At 68.2% G+C, this 20,702-nt stretch carries 21 protein-coding genes; 10 read left to right on the plus strand and 11 right to left on the minus strand.

Annotation, left to right across the window (positions count from 1 at the left end; all coding sequences use genetic code 11):
• Positions 1-26: 26 nt before the first annotated feature.
• Positions 27-2,297: an amino acid permease gene (locus tag WOA58_RS02690; RefSeq protein WP_340602618.1), complete on the minus strand. Its 2,271-nt coding sequence runs from the start codon at positions 2,295-2,297 to the stop codon at positions 27-29.
• A 542-nt stretch (positions 2,298-2,839) separates the two neighbouring features.
• On the opposite strand from WOA58_RS02690, the gene WOA58_RS02695 reads away from it, so the two are divergent.
• Entirely contained in the window at positions 2,840-3,247 is a 408-nt protein-coding gene (locus WOA58_RS02695; protein WP_340602619.1) for a helix-turn-helix domain-containing protein, read from the plus strand.
• A 2-nt stretch (positions 3,248-3,249) separates the two neighbouring features.
• Positions 3,250-3,543, plus strand: a complete 294-nt coding sequence (locus WOA58_RS02700) for a DUF7521 family protein (protein WP_340602620.1) — start codon at positions 3,250-3,252, stop codon at positions 3,541-3,543.
• Positions 3,544-3,637: 94 nt separating this feature from the next.
• Here the strand turns inward: WOA58_RS02700 and WOA58_RS02705 are convergent, their stop codons facing one another.
• Together WOA58_RS02705 and WOA58_RS02710 are read right to left on the minus strand one after the other, a co-directional pair.
• Positions 3,638-5,275: a potassium channel family protein gene (locus WOA58_RS02705; protein ID WP_340602621.1), complete on the minus strand. Its 1,638-nt coding sequence runs from the start codon at positions 5,273-5,275 to the stop codon at positions 3,638-3,640.
• Between the two features lie 82 nt (positions 5,276-5,357).
• The gene (locus tag WOA58_RS02710; RefSeq protein ID WP_340602622.1) at positions 5,358-5,945 is read right to left on the minus strand and encodes a hypothetical protein; all 588 of its coding nucleotides are present in this window, start codon (positions 5,943-5,945) and stop codon (positions 5,358-5,360) included.
• A 90-nt stretch (positions 5,946-6,035) separates the two neighbouring features.
• Here WOA58_RS02710 and WOA58_RS02715 point away from each other — a divergent pair, with 90 nt between their 5' ends.
• Positions 6,036-7,265 (plus strand): cation:proton antiporter, encoded by a 1,230-nt coding sequence (locus tag WOA58_RS02715; protein ID WP_340602623.1) that lies wholly within the window; start codon positions 6,036-6,038, stop codon positions 7,263-7,265.
• 7 nt (positions 7,266-7,272) lie between these two features.
• Here WOA58_RS02715 and WOA58_RS02720 read toward each other — a convergent pair whose 3' ends face one another.
• On the minus strand, positions 7,273-7,686 hold the full coding sequence (locus WOA58_RS02720) for an archease (RefSeq protein WP_340602624.1): 414 nt from the start codon (positions 7,684-7,686) through the stop codon (positions 7,273-7,275).
• An 80-nt stretch (positions 7,687-7,766) separates the two neighbouring features.
• Between WOA58_RS02720 and WOA58_RS02725 the strand changes: the two genes are divergently transcribed.
• From WOA58_RS02725 to WOA58_RS02745, 5 genes are all read left to right on the plus strand, one after another.
• Positions 7,767-8,243 carry a GNAT family N-acetyltransferase gene (locus WOA58_RS02725; RefSeq protein WP_340602625.1) on the plus strand — a complete coding sequence of 159 codons (477 nt, stop codon included), beginning with the start codon at positions 7,767-7,769 and terminating at the stop codon, positions 8,241-8,243.
• 40 nt (positions 8,244-8,283) lie between these two features.
• Positions 8,284-9,456 (plus strand): DNA primase small subunit PriS, encoded by a 1,173-nt coding sequence (gene priS, locus WOA58_RS02730; RefSeq protein ID WP_340602626.1) that lies wholly within the window; start codon positions 8,284-8,286, stop codon positions 9,454-9,456.
• Between the two features lie 145 nt (positions 9,457-9,601).
• Positions 9,602-10,501, plus strand: coding sequence for a DNA replication complex subunit Gins51 (locus WOA58_RS02735; RefSeq protein ID WP_340602627.1), 900 nt, complete (start codon positions 9,602-9,604; stop codon positions 10,499-10,501).
• 84 nt (positions 10,502-10,585) lie between these two features.
• Complete coding sequence (locus WOA58_RS02740; RefSeq protein ID WP_340602628.1) at positions 10,586-11,086, plus strand: hypothetical protein; 501 nt, start codon at positions 10,586-10,588, stop codon at positions 11,084-11,086.
• A gap of 159 nt (positions 11,087-11,245) precedes the next feature.
• On the plus strand, positions 11,246-11,869 hold the full coding sequence (locus tag WOA58_RS02745; RefSeq protein ID WP_340602629.1) for a hypothetical protein: 624 nt from the start codon (positions 11,246-11,248) through the stop codon (positions 11,867-11,869).
• A 16-nt stretch (positions 11,870-11,885) separates the two neighbouring features.
• Here the strand turns inward: WOA58_RS02745 and WOA58_RS02750 are convergent, their stop codons facing one another.
• Both WOA58_RS02750 and WOA58_RS02755 read right to left on the minus strand, forming a co-directional pair.
• Positions 11,886-14,168 carry a CDC48 family AAA ATPase gene (locus WOA58_RS02750; RefSeq protein ID WP_340602630.1) on the minus strand — a complete coding sequence of 761 codons (2,283 nt, stop codon included), beginning with the start codon at positions 14,166-14,168 and terminating at the stop codon, positions 11,886-11,888.
• Positions 14,165-14,413 (minus strand): Hsp20/alpha crystallin family protein, encoded by a 249-nt coding sequence (locus tag WOA58_RS02755; RefSeq protein WP_340602631.1) that lies wholly within the window; start codon positions 14,411-14,413, stop codon positions 14,165-14,167. Before WOA58_RS02755 ends, WOA58_RS02750 begins: the two co-directional genes overlap by 4 nt.
• A 141-nt stretch (positions 14,414-14,554) precedes the next feature.
• Between WOA58_RS02755 and WOA58_RS02760 the strand changes: the two genes are divergently transcribed.
• Positions 14,555-15,322 carry an alpha/beta fold hydrolase gene (locus tag WOA58_RS02760; RefSeq protein ID WP_340602632.1) on the plus strand — a complete coding sequence of 256 codons (768 nt, stop codon included), beginning with the start codon at positions 14,555-14,557 and terminating at the stop codon, positions 15,320-15,322.
• Between the two features lie 603 nt (positions 15,323-15,925).
• Here the strand turns inward: WOA58_RS02760 and panB are convergent.
• A complete protein-coding gene (panB, locus tag WOA58_RS02765) occupies positions 15,926-16,732 on the minus strand; it encodes a 3-methyl-2-oxobutanoate hydroxymethyltransferase (RefSeq protein ID WP_340602633.1) in 807 nt (268 codons plus the stop codon).
• 91 nt (positions 16,733-16,823) lie between these two features.
• Here panB and WOA58_RS02770 point away from each other — a divergent pair, with 91 nt between their 5' ends.
• Complete coding sequence (locus WOA58_RS02770) at positions 16,824-17,054, plus strand: DUF5822 domain-containing protein (protein WP_340602634.1); 231 nt, start codon at positions 16,824-16,826, stop codon at positions 17,052-17,054.
• A gap of 8 nt (positions 17,055-17,062) precedes the next feature.
• Here WOA58_RS02770 and WOA58_RS02775 read toward each other — a convergent pair whose 3' ends face one another.
• The 4 genes from WOA58_RS02775 to WOA58_RS02790 are packed head-to-tail and all read right to left on the minus strand — an operon-like array spanning position 17,063 to position 20,626.
• Positions 17,063-17,614 (minus strand): HAD family hydrolase, encoded by a 552-nt coding sequence (locus WOA58_RS02775; protein WP_340602635.1) that lies wholly within the window; start codon positions 17,612-17,614, stop codon positions 17,063-17,065.
• A gap of 53 nt (positions 17,615-17,667) precedes the next feature.
• A complete protein-coding gene (locus WOA58_RS02780) occupies positions 17,668-18,786 on the minus strand; it encodes an acyl-CoA dehydrogenase family protein (RefSeq protein ID WP_340602636.1) in 1,119 nt (372 codons plus the stop codon).
• Between the two features lie 37 nt (positions 18,787-18,823).
• Positions 18,824-20,098: an alanyl-tRNA editing protein gene (locus WOA58_RS02785; protein WP_340602637.1), complete on the minus strand. Its 1,275-nt coding sequence runs from the start codon at positions 20,096-20,098 to the stop codon at positions 18,824-18,826.
• A 30-nt stretch (positions 20,099-20,128) separates the two neighbouring features.
• Positions 20,129-20,626 carry a helix-turn-helix domain-containing protein gene (locus WOA58_RS02790; protein ID WP_340602638.1) on the minus strand — a complete coding sequence of 166 codons (498 nt, stop codon included), beginning with the start codon at positions 20,624-20,626 and terminating at the stop codon, positions 20,129-20,131.
• Positions 20,627-20,702: the final 76 nt, after the last annotated feature.

The raw sequence follows: 20,702 nt of genomic DNA on the forward strand, positions 1-20,702 counted from the left end.
AAGCGGAGCCCCGTGGCGCCCGTCGGTCAGTCCGCGAGTCGCTCGGCGACCGCCTCCCGGACGCCCCGATGGGTCTCGTAGGGACCGCGGATCATCGCGACGTTCGCGCTGGCTTGCTCGCCGACCTGTTTCGCGATCGATCCGAACATGATGCGCGAGACGGCCTTCTTCTCCGAGACGCCGGCACAGACCGTGTCGTAGTCGTCGATCGCCTCGAGGATCGCGTCGGCGGTGTCGTCGGCGACGAGCACCTCCGTCTCGTACTCCTCGGGCTCGAGTCCCGCCTCCTCGGCGATTCCCTCGATCATCGCCTCACCCCGGTCGACGGGGTCGGGCTCGTCGTCGCCCTCCGCTTCTGGCTGTTGGACGTTCAACAGCGTCGGAACGCGTCCGTCGATCATCGCGAACTCGGCGGCCCGCCGGGCGGCCACGGGCGCGTGCGGGCCGGGGCCCGCGAGCGCCACCGGCGTGCCGATGACGTCGTTCTTGAGCTCCACGATCGAGACGTCACAGGGCGCGTGCTTGAGGACGGGATCGAGGTTCGAGCCGAAGACCTCCTGGCGCCGGGTCTGGGGCCCATGAGACCCGATGAGGACCTGATCGGCCCCCTCCTCCTCGGTCACGTCGAGGATCGTTCGGCCGACGTCACGGCCCACGATCGCGCGCGTCCTGAGGCTGACGTCCATCCCCTCGGCGGCCTCCCGGGCGCTCTCGAGGAGCTCGCGTTGTGTCTCGACGCGCTCCTCCTCGAACTGGAGCTTCTGGTCGAGCGAGGTCTGGTCGGGGACCTGCAGCACGTTGATCGCGACGATTTCCGGGGTTTCGTCCTCCTCGGAGTGGGTGTTGGCGCTCGCGGCGGCGAGCTCCAACAGCCCCTCCTGTGTCCCCGGGTTCGCGACCGGGACGACGACCCGGTAGCCGTCGGTCGGCTCGCCGGGACCGCCCGGCTGCTCGGCGATCGCGTCGCCCATGAGGCTCTCGTCGACGTCCTGCTTGCGGACGTACAGCAGGTACCAGAGGGCGCCGAGCGCGACGATCCCCAGCCCGATGGCGATCACGACCGGCTCCATCTGCGTGATGACGACGACCGACAGGATCACACCTAGTACCGGCACTGCCGGATACAGCGCGCCGGGGACCTCGAAGTCGGGCTCGTAGCCGTCGGGATCCGCACGCCGGATCACGACGAGCGAGACGTGAACGAGCGCGTAGGCGACGAGGAAGCTGAAGCTCGCGACCTCGGCGAGGATCTCGATGATCCCCTCGACCCAGAGACCGGCGAGAACCAGCAGCGCGGTGATCCCGCCGGTCGCCATCACCGCCCGGTGGGGCGTGTAGAACTTGCTGTGGGTCTCGTTGAGCCAGTCGCTCATCAGGTCGTCGCGCCCCATCGCGAAGACGACGCGTGCGGCCGCGAGGATCGAGGAGTTCGAGCTCGAGATCGCCGCGATCACCGCGGAGGCGACGATCGCGACCACGCCGGCGAGCCCCATCGAGATCTCCGCGACGTCAGAGACCGGCACGAGCGAGTCGCCCAGCTCGTCGAACGGAACGACCCCGGTGCTGATCACCATCACGACCATGTAGAGGATCGTCACCGAGACCACCGAGAGGATCATCGTCAGCGGGATGTTCCGACCGGGGTTCTTGACCTCCTCGGCGACGGTGGCGATGATCTCGAAGCCGAGGAACGTGACGAAGACGAGCCCCGTCGTCGCGATGATCCCGCTCACGCCGGTCGGCGCGAATGGATCGAGGTTCGCGGGCTCGACGAAGAAGACGCCGACCGCGAGGTAGATGAGGATCACCACCGTCTCGGCGCCGATCATGATGTTCTGGAAGCTGCTCGACTCCTCGGTGCCGTAGTAGTTGACCCCGATCAGGAACGACAGTCCGAGGAGGCCGAACAGGATCACGAGGAACCGCCCGTCGATGAACGGCACCGGCTCGACGAGGTACTGGCCGAAGCCGATCATGTAGAAGGCGCTCGCGAACATCAGGCCCGTCCACATCCCCCAGCCGACGATCGAGCCGAAGAAACTGCCCAGCGCGCGGTTGACGTAGTGGTAGCTCCCGCCGGCGATCGGCATCCCCGTCGCGAGCTCGGCGAGCGAGACCGCCGCGAACAGCGCGACGAGCCCGGCGATCGCGAAGGAAAGCGAGCTCGCCGGCCCGGCGCCCTCCGCGGCGATCCCCGGCAGGATGAAGATCCCCGCCCCGATCATCGTCCCGCCCCCCATCGTCATCGCCTCGAGGAAGCCGAGGTTGCGCGCGAGCTCCCCATCGCCGCCGCTCATACGATACCACTCGATTGGCTCGAACCGAGGCGGATCCTGTTCCGAGACCGATCGACCGGAACGACCCGCTCGGAGCCGTCGAAGACGTGCCTGGCTCGTCGACCGGCTTCCGCGGGATCCGTCCCGGGAAGCTCGGACCACCTAAGTGCCATGACCCCTCTTTAGGGCTAAGCGCCGTCTAAATGTTTCAGACGGTTTCAGAGGACAAAGGCGCTACCATCGGCCATCGCGGTAAACACGCTCCTCGGACAATCACTACGGGATATCTCCGGTTTAGGGGATCGAGAACACCGTTCTATAGGGGCCGTTACGGGTGGGGATGTACCGGGTGTGCCCCCAAGCAGTTTCGGGAACGGAGAACACCGCCATCGTGATAGGGTCACTCATAACGAGCGAATCCGATACGAACGGGGCTGCGAGCCGGCCCCGGTCACAGTAGAATGAAGTGAGTCAGAGCCGAACCGGGAGGTGATGAGTGCCCACGGGATCGCGATACGCGTAGACGACGGAGGACGGCCGTGAGATGGTTCGGGGAGTGAGCCGTGACGAGTCAATGGGACCCGGACGGTATCTTCGAGGTGTTGGCGAGCCAGGACAGCCGTCGTATCCTGGCTGCCGCAAGCGTCAGACCGCTGTCCGCGCGGGAACTCGAACAGGTCTGTGATGCATCGCTTCCGACCATCTATCGACGCGTCAACGTCCTCCTCGACTACGGGCTGCTCTCGGAGGAGCAGTTCGTCGACTCCAGCGGAAAGCAGTACATGCAGTACACGACCGACCTCGAGGAGATCAATATCAGGGTCGAGGACGGCGGGTTCAACGTCAACCTCGAGATCAGAAAGGACGCGGTCGACAAGTTCGGCGACCTGTTTCGTGACCTCGGGGAAGGTCGACGGGGCGGTGAAGCGGGCGACGAATCGGTGGACCTCTCGGACATCACGGAGGAGTAGTCGTGTCTGAACTGGCGCTGTTCCTCGCGAGCAACCTGCTCGTCCTTCTGGTCGGGGGGACGCTCACGATGCTCAGCTACAAGGCACAACGACGTCTCGGTCAGCGGAACCTCCGATACACGACGCTCGGGTTCGCGCTGATCACGATCAGTAGCCTCGTCGAGGCCGTCTACGCGCCGGGGATCGGCGGCGGACACTGGCTCACCACCGGCCAGCTGCTGATGCTGTACACGATCGAGTCGCTGCTCGTCGGCCTCGGGCTCGCGAGCATCGCATACTCGGTGCTGCGGCACTGACCGTCGGCGCTCCGTCCCCGACGACGCGTCGATACGGGCGAACGGCGTTCGGGCCTCAAACCCCGTCGGCCGACCTCGTCGGTGGCCGATCGCCTCATCGGGAGCGTTCGTGAGTCAGCCCCTCGAACCGCTCGATCGCCGCCTCCGTACCCGCGACCACGAGTTCGTCGTCCTCCCTGACGACGAACTCGGCGCCGAGGTCCGTCAGCAGCTCGTCGTCGCGTTCGACGGCGACCACCGTACAGCCCGTCTCGGCCCGGACGTCGACGTCCCCGAGGCTTCGACCCGCGAGGGCGGGGGCGTCGGTCCGTGTGAACTCAAACTCCGTCCTGGCCGTCAGGATCTCCGTCTCGTCGATCAGATCGGAGGCGAGGATCTCGCCGGCCACCGTCGGCAGCGAGAGCACGAAGTCCGCGCCGGCGTTGTAGAGCTTCCAGACGTTCTCCGCCTCGTCGGCGCGTGCAACGATCTCGACGTCGGGGGCGAGCTGTTTGAGGACGAGCGTCGCGTAAATCGTCGGGACGTCCTCGTCGAGCGCCAGTACCACGGTCCGCGCGTTCTCGAGGTCGGCCTCCGAGAGCGTCTCCGGGTCGGTGACGTCCCCGACGATGTCGGCGCCGCTTCCCTCCTCGAGATCGATCACGTCGACGTCGACCCCCTCCTTCCTGAGCTCCTCGGCGACGACCCACCCGACGGTGCCGTAGCCACAGACGACCACCCGCGAGGGGTGGCCCCGGTGGGTCGGGATCGGACGGGCCTGCAGTTCCTGAAAGTCGTCGTATCGGTCCGTGACGAGGAGGATGATGTTCTCCTCGATCGTCGTCGTCGGGCCGGGCGCGACGACGAACTTCCCGCCGAGCCACGCGCCGATGACGCTTGCGCCCTTCCGATCGAAGACGTCGGTCTCCTCGAGGGTCCGTCCGACGAGATCGCTGTCCTCCTCGACGAGCAGTTCGGTCACCTCGACGTTCGACTCCATGCCGATCGTCCCGCGGAGCTTCTCCGAGAACGACGTCATCGCCCGCATCGCGAGGCTCGTCCCGAGCTGCTGGCGCGACTGGACCACCTCGTCGGCGCCCGCGTACTCGTGGTACGGCGCCACCTCGTGGTCTCGGGCGACGCTGACGACCCGGAGGTCGGGGTTGGCCCGCTTGGCCGAGAGGATCACCGTCGGGTTCGTCTCGTCGTCGACGTCCGCCACGAGCGCGCGGGCCTCGCCGGCGTTTGCCGCCCGAAGCGTGTCGATCCGCTCGGGGTCGCCGTGGATCGCCTCGGCCCCGTCGTCGACGAGATCGGTGACGACGTCGGGATCCCGGTCGACGAGGAGATACGGGACGCCGATCGCGTCGAGCTCCGCTCGCAGGACCTCGTCCTGCGACGTGTACGAGCAGATGATCACGTGGTCGGTCAGGTCGCTCGACGTCGGGGGTGTCGACTGGACCGCCTGGCGGAACATCGGGATGGCGAAGACGGGAAGCGCCAGGAAGACCAGCAGCACGCCCGTCAGGTTCATTCCGAGGACGATGAGGTTCATCTCGAGGGAGGACCACGGCGCGTGCCCGCCGAACCCGGCCGTCGTGAGCGACTCGACGACCTTCTGGGTCGCCTGAACGAACGGGACCGACTCCCCCTCGAACGTCGCCATCCCCCAGCGATATATCGACGCGTAGGTGACGACGATGGCGAACACGACCGTCAGCGCGAGCGAGATCCGTCGCCACCAACCGTTCATGATCGGAGCACTTGATCCCAGTTCCCGATAAGCACTTCGTACCGCCGCCCGAACGGCGATGGTCCGTTACGCATCTGGGACCTCACTCCTCTGGCGTCGCGCCCACGTCGGGCGGGTGGCGCTGGGACTCGACGGTGCCGGCGACGAGCTCGCCGTACTCGCCGACGGTGTACTCGCCGGCCACGTACTTCCGGGCCCACTCGGTGTCGACCTCGGCGGCCCCGAACGACGAGGACTCCGTATCGAGGATCGTCACCTCGAGGAACGCCGCGTCGTAGCCCGAGCGAACCAGTGCGGCGTAGGCCCCCGCGATCGGGCCGACGTCGTGGAGCTTCCCACCCTCCCCGAGGTCGGTGGTCTCGTACTCGATGGTGAGCGCGCTCAGCTTGCGCTCGACGGACTCGACGGCGACGCCGTGGGACTCGAGGGCCCCTTCGAAGCCGGATTCGTCCTCGATCGTCTCGCTCGCGAAGGCCTCGATCCCCTCCTCGACGACGGCGGAACGCCCGCCGACCGGGAGGTCGGGTGCGTACTCGCTGGTCGGCCAGCGTCGGTTGGGCGGGAACTGCTCGCCGACCTCCTCGACGCAGCCCGACAGCCCACAGACGGCCGCAAGCGCGCCAGCTCCGCGCGCGAGCAGTGCCCGGCGCGGGACGGGGCGTTCGTCCATGGGTCGGGTACGGCGGCCGGCGACATGACTCCGCGGCCGGCAGCGGCGTGCAGGCTCAACCGTTTTGGCCCACCCGAGCGACCGGGCAGTATGGCGATCGAACTGTACGACGTCGGGCTGATCGTGATCGGCCTCACCTTGCTCGGCGTCGCCGTCCTCCCCCTGCTGATCGCCGATCGGCCGGTCTCGCTGCCGGTCTTCTTCGTCGCGTTCGGCGCGCTGGTCTTCTGGCTGCCGATCGTCCCCGCGCCCGACCCGCTCGAACAGGGCGTGCTCACCGAGCACTTCGCCGAGCTGGTCGTGATCGTCGCGCTGATGGGCGTCGGGCTGAAGCTGGATCGCCCGCCCGGGCTGCGCGCGTGGGCATCGACCTGGCGACTGCTCGCGATCACGATGCCGCTGTCGATCGCCGGGGCCGCGCTGCTCGGGTGGTGGCTCGTCGGCTTCCTCGTCCCGACCGCGATCCTGCTGGGTGCTGCGATCGCGCCGACCGATCCCGTACTGGCGAGCGAGGTGCAGGTCGAGGAGCCCGGCGAGGGCGGGACGGACGACGAACCCTCCGAGACCCGCTTCGCGCTCACCTCGGAGGCCGGGCTCAACGACGGGCTCGCCTTCCCCTTCACCAACCTCGCAATCGCGATCGCGCTCGTGGGGCTCGCGCCGGGCAACTGGCTCGGCGAGTGGCTGCTGGTCGACGTGGGCTACCGGATCGGCCTCGGGACCCTCTTGGGAATCGTCTTCGGGGCCGTCCTCGCGCGGCTCATCTTCGCGTCGGCCCCCGAGACGCGGATCGCCCAGTCGGTTCAGGGCCTGGAGGCGATCGCGGGGACGCTCCTGGTCTACGGGCTGACCGAGGTCGTCGGGGGCTACGGCTTCGTCGCGGTGTTCGTCGCCGCGCTCACGATCCGCCACTACGAGCGCGATCACGAGTACAACGAGTCGCTCCACCGGACGGCGGAGCTCGCGGAACAGACGCTGATGGCGCTTCTCATGGTCTTCTTCGGCGGGGCGATCGTCGGCGGGTTGCTCGGCCCGCTCACCCTCGAGGGACTGCTCGCGGCGCTCGCGATCGTCTTCCTCGTCCGCCCGCTCGCGGGGGTGGTCGGGCTCGCCGGCTTCGATCTGCCCTGGCGTGAGCGGGGCGCGATCGCCTTCTTCGGGATCCGCGGGATCGGATCCTTCTACTACCTCGCTCACGGGTTGAACGAGGCGGCCTTCGCCGACGCCGACCTGCTGTGGGCGGTCGTCGGGACCATCGTCCTCGTCTCCGTCGTGCTCCACGGCGTCGCGGCGACGCCGGTGATGAACCGGCTCCACTGACGGATCCTCAGACGTCGAGCACGACGTACGCCTCCCAGCCGTCCTCGCCCTCCTCGATACGCATCTCGGAGTAGGTCACGGCTTTCACCTCGCGGGCCTCGACCTCGGCGAGGGGAACGCCCCGCGCGCTGGCCTCGAGGCGCCACTCCTCGCCGGGGTTGACGCTCACCTCGTTGTCCGCGGGCAACACCGCGCGGACGTCGCGTTCATAGATGAGCTGATCGAGGTAGTCGAACAACAGTGCCTCGCGGCCCTCGGCAGCCAGTGAAAACGAGAACCGCTCGCCGTCGGCGGGGATCTCGTCGCACTGGGCGGCCGAGAGCCCGTCCCCGAGCGCGCCGAAGACCGAATCGAGCGCGGGGCCGAAGGCCGCGACCGCGACGTCGGCGGTGTGATCGCGGAGCTCGTATCGGGCGTCCATACCGTGTGTGGGGTAGTGCGGCGCCTAAAGGCGTCGTTACGGGCAGTGAACTTATAATGGGGCTCGTACTACTACTGGTAGTGAGTGTCAACGTCGATCTGCAGGTCGTCGGGCCCGGCGACGACAGCCACGTGGATACCGCGTGGCGGCTCAAGGAGGAGATCCGGACCAGGGAGGGGGTCCTCAAACAGCGCCGCGGCTTCTTCACCGACGCCTACCGGCGCTCGGAGGCCCACCTGCTGTTCATCGACGGCCGGCTGATCGGCTTCGCGGCGACGCGCCGCGACGGTTACCTGCTCTTTCTCGCGGTCGACCCCGAGTACCGCGGCCAGGGGTTCGGCGAACGGCTGATCGAGCTGATCGCCGACGAACACGACTCGGTGACCTGTCACGCCCGGACGACCAACGAGGAAGCGCTGGCCTTCTACGAGCATCTCGGCTTCGAGATCGTCCGCCGGATCAACGACTACTACGAGGACGGCGGGGACTCCTTCTACCTCAAGCGCGGCGAAAACGAGGGGCTCACCGACCGGCTCTCCTCGTATCTCCATCGCTGATCGCTAGCCCTATATCGACGCGGCCGAGACCCACTCGGGTATGGAGGAGCGAACGCGCGATTACCTGCGGGGGCGGTTTCGCGATCACTACCGCCGGACGTCGGTGACGCCCCCGCCGAGCGCGAACGAGCGCGAGTGGGGGTACATCCCCTGGCGCGCCGGCGGTACCACGATGATCCGCCACCGCTCGCTGTTCGACCTGGGCGAGCTCGGCGACTTCCTCGCGCGCGAACGCCCGCGGCACGTCTACTTCTCGGCGGGCCGCTACGACGATCCGGGCGCCGGCTCGATGGGCGAGAAGGGGTGGCGCGGCTCGGACCTGATCTTCGACCTCGACGCCGACCACCTGCCCGGCGTTACCCCGGGCGAGGACACCTACGAGGAGATGCTCGCGAGCTGCAAGGACGCGCTAGTGAAGCTGCTCTCCTTTCTCGACGGGGACTTCGGCTTCGAGGAGCTGACGGTCGTCTTCTCGGGCGGACGGGGCTATCACGTCCACGTCCGCGATCCGGCCGTCCAGGAGCTCGAACGCGACGCGCGCCGCGAGATCGTCGACTACGTCCGCGGGATCGGGCTGGATTTCGAGGAGCTGATCGTCCGCGAGACGGTCGCCGGGCTCGGGCGACGCACGCCCGCCGAGAAGCGCACCCTCGACGTCCGCGGCGGCTGGTCGAAGCGCGCCCACGCCCACGTCGTCGCGCTCGTCGAGGAGGTCGTCGACATGAACGACGAGGCGGCGATCGATCGGCTCCGGGAGTTCGACGGGATCGGCGAGGGGAAGGCGACGGCCGCGCTGCGGGCGATGCGCGAGAACCGCGACGGGATCGAGGCCGGCAACGTCGACGTCCATCCGGCCTTCTTCAGCCTCGCCAAACGGATCGCGAGCGAGAGCGTCGAGCGCGACAACGCGCCGATAGACGAGCCGGTGACGACCGACACCAACCGGCTGATCCGCCTCCCGGGGAGCCTGCACGGCGGCAGCGGGCTCGCGGTACAGCGACTGGACCGCGAGGAGCTCGAGGCGTTCGAGCCGCTGATCGATGCCGTCCCCGAGACGTTCCGGAACCACGAGATCACGGTCGAGCTCCCCGAGTCCCGGCGCGTGGAGCTCGGCGGGCTCTCGCGCTCGCTCGACCCCGGAAGCCACACCCTACCCGAGTACGCGGGGATCTTCCTGATGGCGCGGGGCTGGGCCGAGAAGGGCCGCGAGTAAACGCTTAAGAGGATCGGGGAAGTCAGTCCGGGGTATGCACCGACTGTCGGACGCGGACGGTCGCGGGCGTTTCTCGGGAGTCGTCGACGGTCCCGCACGACCCGCCGCGTCCGGCGGTCCCTCCGTCGAGGGGGTGAGCCGATAGGTGGACCTCGACGAGCTCCAGACCGTCAAGGACACCGAGCGCGAGAAGGACAGCCTCCAGCACCTCCCCGACTCGTTCTACACCGACGTCGCCGAGCACATCGAGTCGCTGAAAGAGGACAGGAAGGACCGCGCCGCGGCGACCGACGACCCCTTCGACGATCCCGAGGTCCAGCGCCTGACGGGCGAGATCGACTCGACCGAGCAGGTCGTCGAGTCGATCTACGAGCGCCGGGTCGGCAAGCTCGTCAAGCTCGCGAGCTTCGCGGCTGCGGACATGCCCGCCGACGAGGAGGGCCTGACGAGCGAGGAACGCGACCTCTTCTCGGACCTCGTCGCCCGGATCAAGGAGAACCGCGCGCACGTGCTCGACGTGCTCGCCGGCGAGGTCGACGCCGAGACCGACGGGGAGGCCCCGACGGAGGCGGGGGAGACGGCGGACGTGCCCGCGGGCCCGGAACCCGAGTCGGAGCCGGAGTCGGCGGACCCGGTGGAGCCGGAGCCCGACCCCGGACACGAGCCGGCACCGGGCCCCGAGAACGTCCCCGAACCCGACGGGGAGACGTCGGTGAGCGCCGCCGACCTCATGGGCGACGGCTCGGAGACGGAGGAGGCGATGCCCGCGAACGCGGGTGCGGTGACCGACGACGCCGGGACGACCGCGGGCACGGCCTCCGAACCGTCAGCGGACGACGGTTCGGACGAGGAGACATCGGCGGAGCCGGAGCCCGGCGAGTCCGACGGGGTCGGGCGGGCGACCCTCAGGATCACCCGTGACGTCGGCGAGATCGTCGGCGTCGACGATCGCGAGTACGATCTGGCGACCGACGACGTGGTGACGCTGCCCGAGGCAAATGCCGGCGCGCTCGTCGAGCGCGAGGCCGCGGAACGTCTGGAGTAAGGATTGTTTCCCCCATACTGATCGTGTAATTGATTAGTCCCGCCTATCGATAGCGGAGCATGGCTCTCCGGCAGGAGTTTCGTCATGCCATTCGGATCGCCCGAACCGAGCTCCGGCGGGGCTGGCGCTCGGCAGTCGATCGCTGGACGCTGGTCGGGGTCGGGCTCGGATTATGTCTCTTCGCCGGCTGGACGCTGCTTCTCGGTGGAATCAGCTACCTGTTCGGATCCTTTTCGTCTAGTGTTCGTTGTCCTGCTCGGTCACGTCACCGGCATCGCTGCGAAGATCTTCAGCAGCCGGATCAGCGGATTCGGGTGGCTTCGGACGGTGGCAGGGCTGGTTATCGGCGCACTTGTCGGCTTGGCACCGATTTTGGTAGTCGGCGGGGGCGAAACGCTTGGCCTCTCACTCGATTTCGCTTCCATACTCGCCGTCGTTCCTATCGCCGCCTACGTCGACTTGTTCGCACTGGGAACGCCGTTGGAAGCGTCGTTCGGGTCCGATACGGCGGTGGCGGTCGTGATCGTTTTCGGTTCGATCCCGCTGCTGTTCGTCCTCGATCACCGACTCGCGCGAGCACTCTGATTCGGTGGGTCGGAAGGAAGCGCCGTCGGACGTACCAGCGCGCGCACGCCGCCCGCCCGACTCGCTCGTGGGTCGGCCGGCTGGTTGGCTTGGTGGTATTGGCTCAGAGGACTGCGCGCCCCGTCGCGCTTTACGCATCTGCTGTACTACTCGTTCCCGTTGTTCTGGCTCGTATTCGACAGTATCTCCGATCCTTCCCGGATCCCCTCGTTGGCCGCGGTCGTCCTCCCGGCGCTCGGGGTCCTCTTTGCCGGTGCGGCCTTCGGGTTGAACCCGCTCGGTGACGAGCGAAAAGCCCTCCCTGCCGTGCTCTCGACGCCCGGCGGCGAGCGGTTCGTCCGCGCGCGGGTTCTCGCCGGACTCCCCTGGACAGTGTTCGCGCTCTCGGGCGTCGTCCTTGGGGGTATCGTCGGCCGGTTCGAGCCGGGGACGACGACGCTTCTCGCGATCCTCGTTGTTTCGCTCTGTGCGTTCAGTGCAGCCGTCGCTCCTGTGGTCGGAGTTACACTCCCTCGGTTCGAGCCGATCGCCACGACGAAAAGTGAGGTGATCACGCCGAGCTTCGGGGCGATAGTCGGCCACGCGGGGGCAGTCAGTACTGCCGGCGCCGTCGGTCTCGTCGCCGTCTACGCGCCGACCGTGCTCGGTTCACTCTCCCGATCGACACCAACGTTCGCAGCGAGAGTCGGTCTCGTCTGTACTGTCGCGGCCGTCGTTCTCGGAGCAAGTCTCGTGATGTATCGCTACTCGACGACCCTGTTTCGGGCGGCGACGGTTAGTTGAAAAGTATCCGAGTGGTCTACTGGAACGTCCGGCTGACGTTGTCCTCCTCGAGCTCCGCCCCGCCCTGATCGAAGCGCTGTTCGATCTCCTCGTAGCGCTCGCGGGTCTCGGCGGTGACGCTCGGGTTTACCTCCTCGAGGGCCTGCTCGAAGTGCTCGCGGCTCACCCGGACGTTGCCGACGCTGTCGGCGGCCTCGTCGGGGCCGACGCTGTGGATGAACTCCCGGGTCGCGGCCATCGACGCCTCGCGGCAGACCGCCTCGATGTCGGCGCCGACGTAGCCGTCGGTCTCCTCGGCGAGCTCGTCGAGATCGACGTCGTCCGCGAGGGGCTTCTCGCGGGTGTGGACCTCGAAGATCGCCCGCCGTGCCTCGACGTCGGGCACGGGCACGTGGACGTGTCGGTCGAGCCGGCCGGGGCGCAGCAGCGCCGAGTCGATCAGGTCGGGCCGGTTGGTCGTCGCGATCACGACGACGTCCTCGAGCTCCTCGAGGCCGTCGAGCTCCGTGAGGAGCTGGGAGACCATCCGCTCGCCCACCCCCGAATCGCCCGACTGGCGGCCGCGCTCGCCCGCGACCGAGTCGATCTCGTCGAAGAAGATCACGGTCGGGGCGTTCTCGCGGGCCTTGCTGAAGACCTCGCGAACGCCCTTCTCGCTCTCGCCGACGAACTTGTTGAGCAGCTCGGGGCCCTTGATCGAGATGAAGTTCGACTCGGCCTCGTTGGCGACGGCCTTCGCGAGCAGGGTCTTGCCCGTGCCCGGCGGGCCGTAGAGCAGGACGCCCTTCGCGGCGTCGAGGTCCATCGACTCGAACACCTCGGGGTAGTCGAGGGGCCACTGGATCGTCTCGCGGAGGCGTTCCTTGGTGTCGGCGAGGCCGCCGACCTGCTCCCAGCTGGTGTCGGGCACCTCGACGAAGACCTCCCGGAGCGCCGAGGGCTCGATCCCCTTGCGGGCGCTCTTGAAGTCCTCGGCGGTCACGCGCAGCCGTTCGAGCACGTCGGCGTCGACCTCCTCGCTCTCGAGGTCGAGCTCGGGGCGGATGCGTCGCAGGGCGTTCATCGCGGCCTCGCGCGCCAGCGTGGCGATGTCCGCGCCGACGAACCCGTGGGTGTTCTCGGCGTACTGCTCGAGGTCGATCCCGTCGGCGAGCGGCATCCCGCGGGTGTGGACCTGGAGAATCTCGCGCCGTCCCTCCTTGTCGGGGACGCCGATCTCGATCTCGCGGTCGAACCGGCCGCCGCGGCGCAGTGCGGGGTCGATCGCGTCGACGCGGTTGGTCGCGCCGATGACGATGACCTCGCCGCGCTCCTCGAGACCGTCCATCAAGGAGAGGAGCTGGGCGACGACGCGGCGCTCGACGTCGCCGCTGGTCTCGCCACGCTTCGGCGCGATCGAGTCGATCTCGTCGATGAAGACGATCGCGGGGGCCTGCTCCTCGGCCTCCTCGAACATCTCGCGGAGCTGCTCCTCGCTCTCGCCGTAGTACTTCGACATGATCTCCGGGCCGGAGATGGTGTGGAAGCTGGCGTCGATCTCGTTGGCGACGGCCTTCGCCATCAGGGTCTTGCCGGTGCCCGGCGGGCCGTGCAGCAGGACGCCCTTCGGTGGCTCGATGCCGAGCTGTTGGAACAGCTCGGGGTGGCGCATCGGCAGCTCGATCATCTCTCGAACCTGTTCGAGCTCGCGGTCGAGCCCGCCGATGTCCTCGTAGGTGATGTTCGGCGCGCCCTCGCCGCCGGCCTGGCCGCCCGCGCCGGCCCCCTCGTGGATCTGTTCTGCGGGCTTCTCGCTGATGGTGATGTCGGTGGCGTCGGTGACGACGACCGTGCCCGACGGCGAGGTGTCCGCGATCTTCAGCGGGATCTCGCGGCCGCCGCCGGACATCGGGCCGATTCCGAAGCCCACGCGGACGGTCTGGCCCTGCGTGATCGCCTGGCCACTCAGACGGTCGCGGACCAGCGGGCCGATGTTGCCCTGGATCCGGAGGTTCTGGGGGGTGGCGATGGTGATCTCGGTGGCGGGTTCGACCTCGGCCTTCTCGACGGTCGCGCGGTCGTCGATCCCGACGTTGGCCTCCTGGCGCAGGCGGCCGTCGATGCGGATCACGCCCTGGCCGTCGTCCTCGGGGTAGCCCGGCCAGACTCGCGCGACGGCGCGGTCGCCGTCGCCACCCTCGATGAGGATGTAATCGCCGTTCTCGAGGCCGAGCTCCTCCATCGAGCCACGGTCGACCGCCGCGAGCCCGCGGCCCGCGTCCTTCTGCTTCAGCGGCTTGACGGTGAGTTTCGCGCTCATGCGTTCACCTCGATGGTGAGGACGCCGTTTCTGATAAACGCTCGTGCTTGCTCGTTCGGGAGGTCGAACTCCTCCTGGCGCTCGCCCTCCGGAGTCTCGACGACGACGATCGCCGTGCCGTCGACGACGTCGACGCTGGCGTCGCTCGCCTCGACGCCGAGGTCGAGCGCGATCACGGCCTCGTCGTCGTACTCGTAGCGCCGGGCGAAGACGTCGCGTCCGTCCGCGATGTGTTGTGGGGACATGATGATACTAACTCTACGTTAGTTACAAGAGTATATAAGCATATCGGCAACGGTAGCACTACGACGGCCGGTCTCGGGCTAGTCGGTCGTATTGCGGTTCAGGGTGATGAGCTTTATCAGATGAGCGACCGAACCGTGGGTATGCGAACGGTCTCACACCACGGTCGGGACACCGCCTACGAGTACCACGACCGGGGCGGCGACGGTGCGCCGACGCTCTGCGTCCACGGCAGCGGCGGGTCGCGGGGCGTCTGGAAGGCCCAGGCCCGCATGGCCGACGAACGCCCCGTCGTCGCGCTCGACCTCTCGGGCCACGGCGACAGCGACGACATCGACGCCGACGCGGGCTTCAGCACCCTCTCAGCGTACGCCGACGACGTGCTCGCGGTCGCCGAGGAGACCGGTTCGAGGGTGCTCGTCGGCAACTCGCTGGGCGGAGCCGTCGCCCTCCACATCGCCCTCTACCGCGAGTTCGAACCCGAGGCGCTCGTGCTGGCCGGTACCGGCGCACGACTCGCCGTCCTCGAAGACCTACTGGCGTGGCTCGCCGAGGAGTTCGAGCGCGCCGTCGAGTTCCTCCACGAACCCGAGCACCTCTTCTACGACGCCGACGACGAGCTCGTGGCCCTCTCCAGGGAGAGCATGGAATCGTGTGGGCGCGCGGTGGTCGAACGCGACTTCAAGAGCTGTCACGCCTTCGACGTGCGCGGGGAGCTCGACCGGATCGACGCCCCGGCGCTCGCCGTCTACGGCGAATACGACCGGCTCACGCCCCCGCAGTACCACGAGTATCTGGCCGAGGAGATCCCCGACTGCGAGCTCGCGACGATCGACGACGCCGCACATCTGGCGATGCTCGAACGGCCGGAGGCGTTCAACGACGCTGTTTCGAGGTTTTTGGATCGGTAGACGATCGAGTCCGTCAGTCCGATCTAATCTCCCATCGTAGTACTACGATTGTACCACGAGCGGCTAGTGAGTACTGGAATGATAATAAATGAGGAAGCTTATTATCTATCCTGAGTGGTCTGTTTCATGAAAAATTCAATAGAATAAAACTACTGAAATTACTGGGTGAACCAGCGTGTAGGTTCCTCCAAGGGATCACGGTGATTGCAGGTGGTGTCCTCATGTTGGTGCCCGAACCGAGTTCGACGGCTGTGGGAACCGTCGGTATATCTACTGTTCTCTCCGGTGGCCGTGAGGTCGCTGATCTCTTGGACGATCATATCGTGGGTAGCTGCGAAATCACCCAAACCGGAACCCGTATAGCGTATCCTAGCATCACCTCTCCGACACCGGATGGCCTCGCCTACCCCGTAGACTGCGTATGAAAAAACACAGACAGGCCGGATTGGTGGCCGCCGTTGGGTGTCTTCTGATCTTGCTTTCCGGGCCGCTTCTCTCCGCAGTCGGAGACGAAGGAATACACGCCGCAGTGTACACTTTCCCGGTAATCGGCGGCGCGATGGCGATCGGTGCCGGGATCGTCCTCCTTCGGGAAGCCCTCGGTCAGTAGACGTCCTCGACCTCCTCGACCGTCTCCGAGTGCTCCTCGGCGGGGAACTCGCCCGACTCGACGGCCTCCTTGTACGCTTCGACGGCGGACGTGATCTCGCCGCGGACGTCGCCGAACTGCCGAGAGAACGGCGGCGACCAGTCGCCAAGTCCGATAACGTCGGTGATCACCAGTACTTGTCCGTCGCAGTCCGACCCGGCGCCGATCCCGATCGTCGGGGTCGAAAGCTCGTCGGTGATCGCGCCCGCGAGGTTCGCGGGGACGTGTTCGAGCACCAGCGAGAACGCGCCGGCCTCCTCGTGGGCGACCGCGAGCTCCGCGATCTCGGTGGCGGCCTCCTCGGTGGTCCCCTGGCGGCCGTAGCCGCCCAGCTGGTTCACACGCTGTGGAGTGAGCCCGAGATGGGCCATCACGGGGATCCCCAGCTCGACGAGCCGCTCGGTCAACGAAACGGTGTGGGGGCCGCTCTCGAGCTTGACTGCGTCCGCGCCCGCCTCCTTGACCATCCGGCCGGCGTTCTCGATGCTCTCCGCTTCGCTCACGCCGACGGAGAGAAACGGCATGTCCGCGACCACGAGCGCCTCGTCGGTCGCGCGGGAAACGGCGGCCGTACGGCTCGCGACCTCCTCGGTCGTGACGGGAAGCGTCGTGTCGTGGCCGAGGACGGCGTTGCCCATGCTGTCGCCGACGAGGATGGCGTCGATCCCGGCCCGCTCGACGAGCTCGGCGGTCGGGGCGTCGTAGGCGGTCAGCATCGTGATCGTCTCCTCGGCCGCGCGAATGTCCGCGACGGTCGGCATGAGGAGGGGTTGTGGCCACCCGACCTAAACGCCCGCGGTTCGGACGCGACGAATCCACAGGCTTACGACCGCGCCGCCCCCACCTCAGCGCGTGCCGTCCCGCGTCGAGAGCCACGATCCCGAGGGCGTCGACTACGGCTGGGTGATGCAGGTGACGTTCGTGCTCACCATCGTCGTCGGCGCGCCCGTCGTCGCGCTGCTCTCGACCGGCGTCGACCTCCCCACGTGGGGCTCCCGCCTCGAGTTCACGGTCCGGGTGGGATCGGTCGTCTGGATCGCCATCGGCCTCACGACGTTTCTCTACGCGCGCAGGCGGGTGTAAGGGCCGTCTCAGATCAGGTCGCGGACGTAGAGAAAGCCCGTCCCGGCGCGCTCGGCGGTGATCGCGTCCCGGTCGGTGTCGCCGACGAACACCGTCCGATCGAGGGGCGTCTCCAGGGCCTCGGCGGCCGCCTCGAGCGGCTCGGGGTCGGGTTTGGGCTTCGAGACCGAGTCCCGACCGATGACGGCGTCGACGTGCTCCTCGAGACCGTGTTTCGCGAGCGCGATCCGACACGCCTCCTCGCAGTTGAGCGAGCAGACCGCCACCGGGCGCTCCTCCGCGACGACCTGATCGGCGAGGGGAAGGCGCTCCGAGCGGTGGGCCCCGCCGCGTTCGTACTCGGAGATGGTCTCCTCGACCTGGCCCCGGAGGTCCACCTTCGAGGCGCGCTCGAGCAGGTCCCAGAGGTTGCCGCTCGTGTCGACCCCGCGTTTGGCGAACGTCCCGACGACCGCGGTCGCGACCTCGTCCCAGTCGACCGCCAGATCGACGAGCGTGCCGTCGAGGTCGTAGACGATCGCGTCCCAGCCGTCGTCGATCCGACGTGGCCCGTCTGACATCGTCGGGGGTACGGAGCGACGGATCAACAGCGTATCGAATCGCCGCGCTCGCGCTACTTCAACAGCTCACGGGCGATCACGCTCTTCTGGATCTGGCTCGTTCCCTCGTAGATCGTCGTGATCCGCGCGTCCCGGTAGTAGCGCTCGACGTCGAAGTCGGTCGTGTAGCCGTAGCCGCCGTGGATCTGGACGGCCTCGTTGGTCACCTCCATCGCCGCCTCGCTCGCGAAGTACTTCGCGATGCTCGCGTCGAGTCGCGGGTCCTCGCCCGCGTCCTCCTTCCGGGCGGCCTCCCGGGTCAGCAGGCGGGCGGCCCGGAGCTGCGTCTCCATGTCGGCGAGCTTGTGCTGGATCGTCTGGATGTCGGAGATGGGGCCGCCGAACTGCTCGCGCTCCCCCGCATATGCGAGCGCGTCGTCCATCGCGGCCTGGGCCAACCCCACCGCCTGGCTCGCGATCCCGATCCGCCCGCCCGTGAGGATCGAGAGGGCGGCGCTCAGCCCGCGACCCTCCTCGGTGAGGCGGTTCCCCGCGGGAATCCGCACGCCGTCGAACGACAGGGCGGTCGTGTCGCTCGCGCGCAGCCCGAGCTTCTCCTCCTTCCTCCCGACTTCGAGCCCCTCGCTGTCGGCGGGCACGAGGAACTGGGTGATCTCGTCCTCGCCGGTCTTCGCGAAGAGGATCACCACGCCCGCCCGCGAGCCGTTCGTGATCCACTGTTTCTCCCCGTCGATCACGTACTCGTCGCCGTCGCGCTCCGCGCGCGTCGACATCTCCGCGGGGTTCGAGCCCGCCTCGGGCTCCGAGAGCGCGAACGCGCCGACGGGCCGCCCGGAGACCATCTCGGGGAGCCAGCGCTCCTTGATCCCGTCGCTTCCGAACTCCGCGATGCAGGAGGTCGCGAGACAGTGCACCGAGAGGGCGGTCGCCACCGAGAGATGCCCGCGGGCCAGCTCCTCGTTGACGACGCTGTAGGTCGTCCGATCCGAGCCGAACCCGCCGTACTCCTCGGGAACCGTCAACCCGGTGAGATCGAGCTCCGCGAGCGCGTCCCACACGTCCTCGGGGAACGTCTCGGTCCGGTCGGCCTCGGCCGCCCGGGGCTCGAGCTCCTCGGCGGCGAACTCCCGGACCACGTCCCGGATCGCCCGCTGTTCCGCGGTGAGTTCCATACGACCCCCTCGATTCGCGGAGGAAAAAAGATGAGGTTCAGTGCCCCCGGAGCCGGGCGACAACCTCGTCGGGGTCGGCGTCGATCCCGCCGCCCTGTGCGAACTCGGGGCCGCCGCCACCGCCGCCGCCGAGCGCGTCAGTGAGAGAGTCGACGACCGCGCCGGCGTCGGCCTCGCCTGCGCTGGCGACGACGACCGTCGCCGGCCGCTCGTCGCTCACGAGCGCGGCGACCTCGCAATCCTCGCCGGCCAGCCCGCGCGCCCGCTCCGAGAGGGTGTCGCCGTCGACCCCCGAGAGGCGGGCGACCAGCCAGCGCTCGCCCTCCCGTTCGACCGGGTCGGGGAGCGCCTCGAGCTGCGCGTCGGCCAGCCGATCGAGCAGCGCGTCACGTTCGTCCTCCAGTTGCTCGATCTCCCCCCGTTGGCGCTCGATCTCCTCGGGGAGGTCCGGGACGCCGACCCCGAGCCCGCGGGCCGCCGACAGCGCCGCCCGCCGGGTCTCGGCGCGGTGTTCGATCGCCGCGGGGCCGACCGCCAGCTCGACCCGCGTCAGCCCCTCGCCGGGGTTCGACCGGCCGAGAACCGAGACGAAGCCGATCTCGCGGGTGTTCGAGACGTGGGTCCCGCCGCAGGCGGCGGCGTCCCACTCTCCCGCCGTGGGCTCGGTGGAATTCCGATTCGCGCCGTCCTCGTCCTCGAAACCCCCGGGCGAATCGCCCGTGTCCCCGATCGTCACGACCCGAACGCCCTCGCCGTTTCTGAAGACGCCCTCCTCGGTTCTCGTGTTGAACGCGACGCCCTCGCGGGCGCGGGCCTCCTCGGCCGGGACGGTCCCCCACTCCACGGATCGGCCCTCCCAGACCGCGCGGTTCGCGAGCCGCTCGAGCTCGATCAGCACCCCGTCGTCGATCGCGGTGGTCGTCTCGAAGTCGATCCGGGCCTTGCGCTCGTCGATGTCGAACCCGCCGTATCCGAGATCGTCGAGCAGCCGGCGGCCCGCCCCGTAGAGGACGTGGCTGGCCGTGTGGGTGCGCATGCAGTAGCTCCTGAACGCCGCGTCGATCGAACAGTCGACGGTCGCACCGACCTCGGCGCCGAGCTCCGCGTCCTCGGCGAGCGTGTGGACGACCCGTCCGTCGCGCGACTGTACGTCGACGACCTCGGCCCCGGCTATCTCGCCCCGGTCGGCGGGCTGACCGCCACCCTCGGCATAAAAATACGTGTCGTCGAGGACGGCCTCCTGGCCGTCATACTGTTCGACGCGCGCCTCGAACTCGGTCGTGTACGGCTCGCGTGCCGCAAGCGAGTGCATGCAGGGGCTGTCGGCCGAGGGGTCAAAAACCTACTCGGCGAGTTCGACGTCGAGTTCGGACTCGAGGTCGGCGATCAACGATCCGCCGACGCCCGCGCGGGCGGCTCGGCCCTGCTCGACGGCCATGACCTGCTCTTCGGGCACGCCGAGGGTCTCGGCGAGCTCGTTGATCTGGAGTCCGGCGTCCTGTCTGGCCGCCTCGAGGCGGTCGTCGTAACCCGAGACCAGATAGGGCAGGGGGTCGTCGTCGTAGCTGGTCCCCTCCTGTTCCCAGTGGCTCGAATCGCCCCCTTGGGCGTCGCGCATCTCGGCGATCTTGCGCGCCGCGCGCTGCTTTCGCTCGCGGTCGTCCGAGCCACCCTCGTCGCGTTTCTTCGGCGCATCGTCGTGGGGCGCGCAGGCCGAACAGACCTGAAGGGTGGCCCCGGCGATGCTCGCGGTTTGGAGCGACCCGGAGGAGGCGCCACAGAGCTCACAGGAGTCGCTCTCGCCCCCGCCGGAGGAGCCGCCGGTGGAGTATTTCGCCATGAGGCCCCTACGCAACCCGGCCATTTGAATACCCCGCTCGGGGTGTCACTCCGGGACAGGGGGCGGGCGAAGCGAA

The sequence above is a fragment of the Halalkalicoccus tibetensis genome, from assembly GCF_037996645.1.
Lineage (GTDB): Archaea > Halobacteriota > Halobacteria > Halobacteriales > Halalkalicoccaceae > Halalkalicoccus > Halalkalicoccus tibetensis.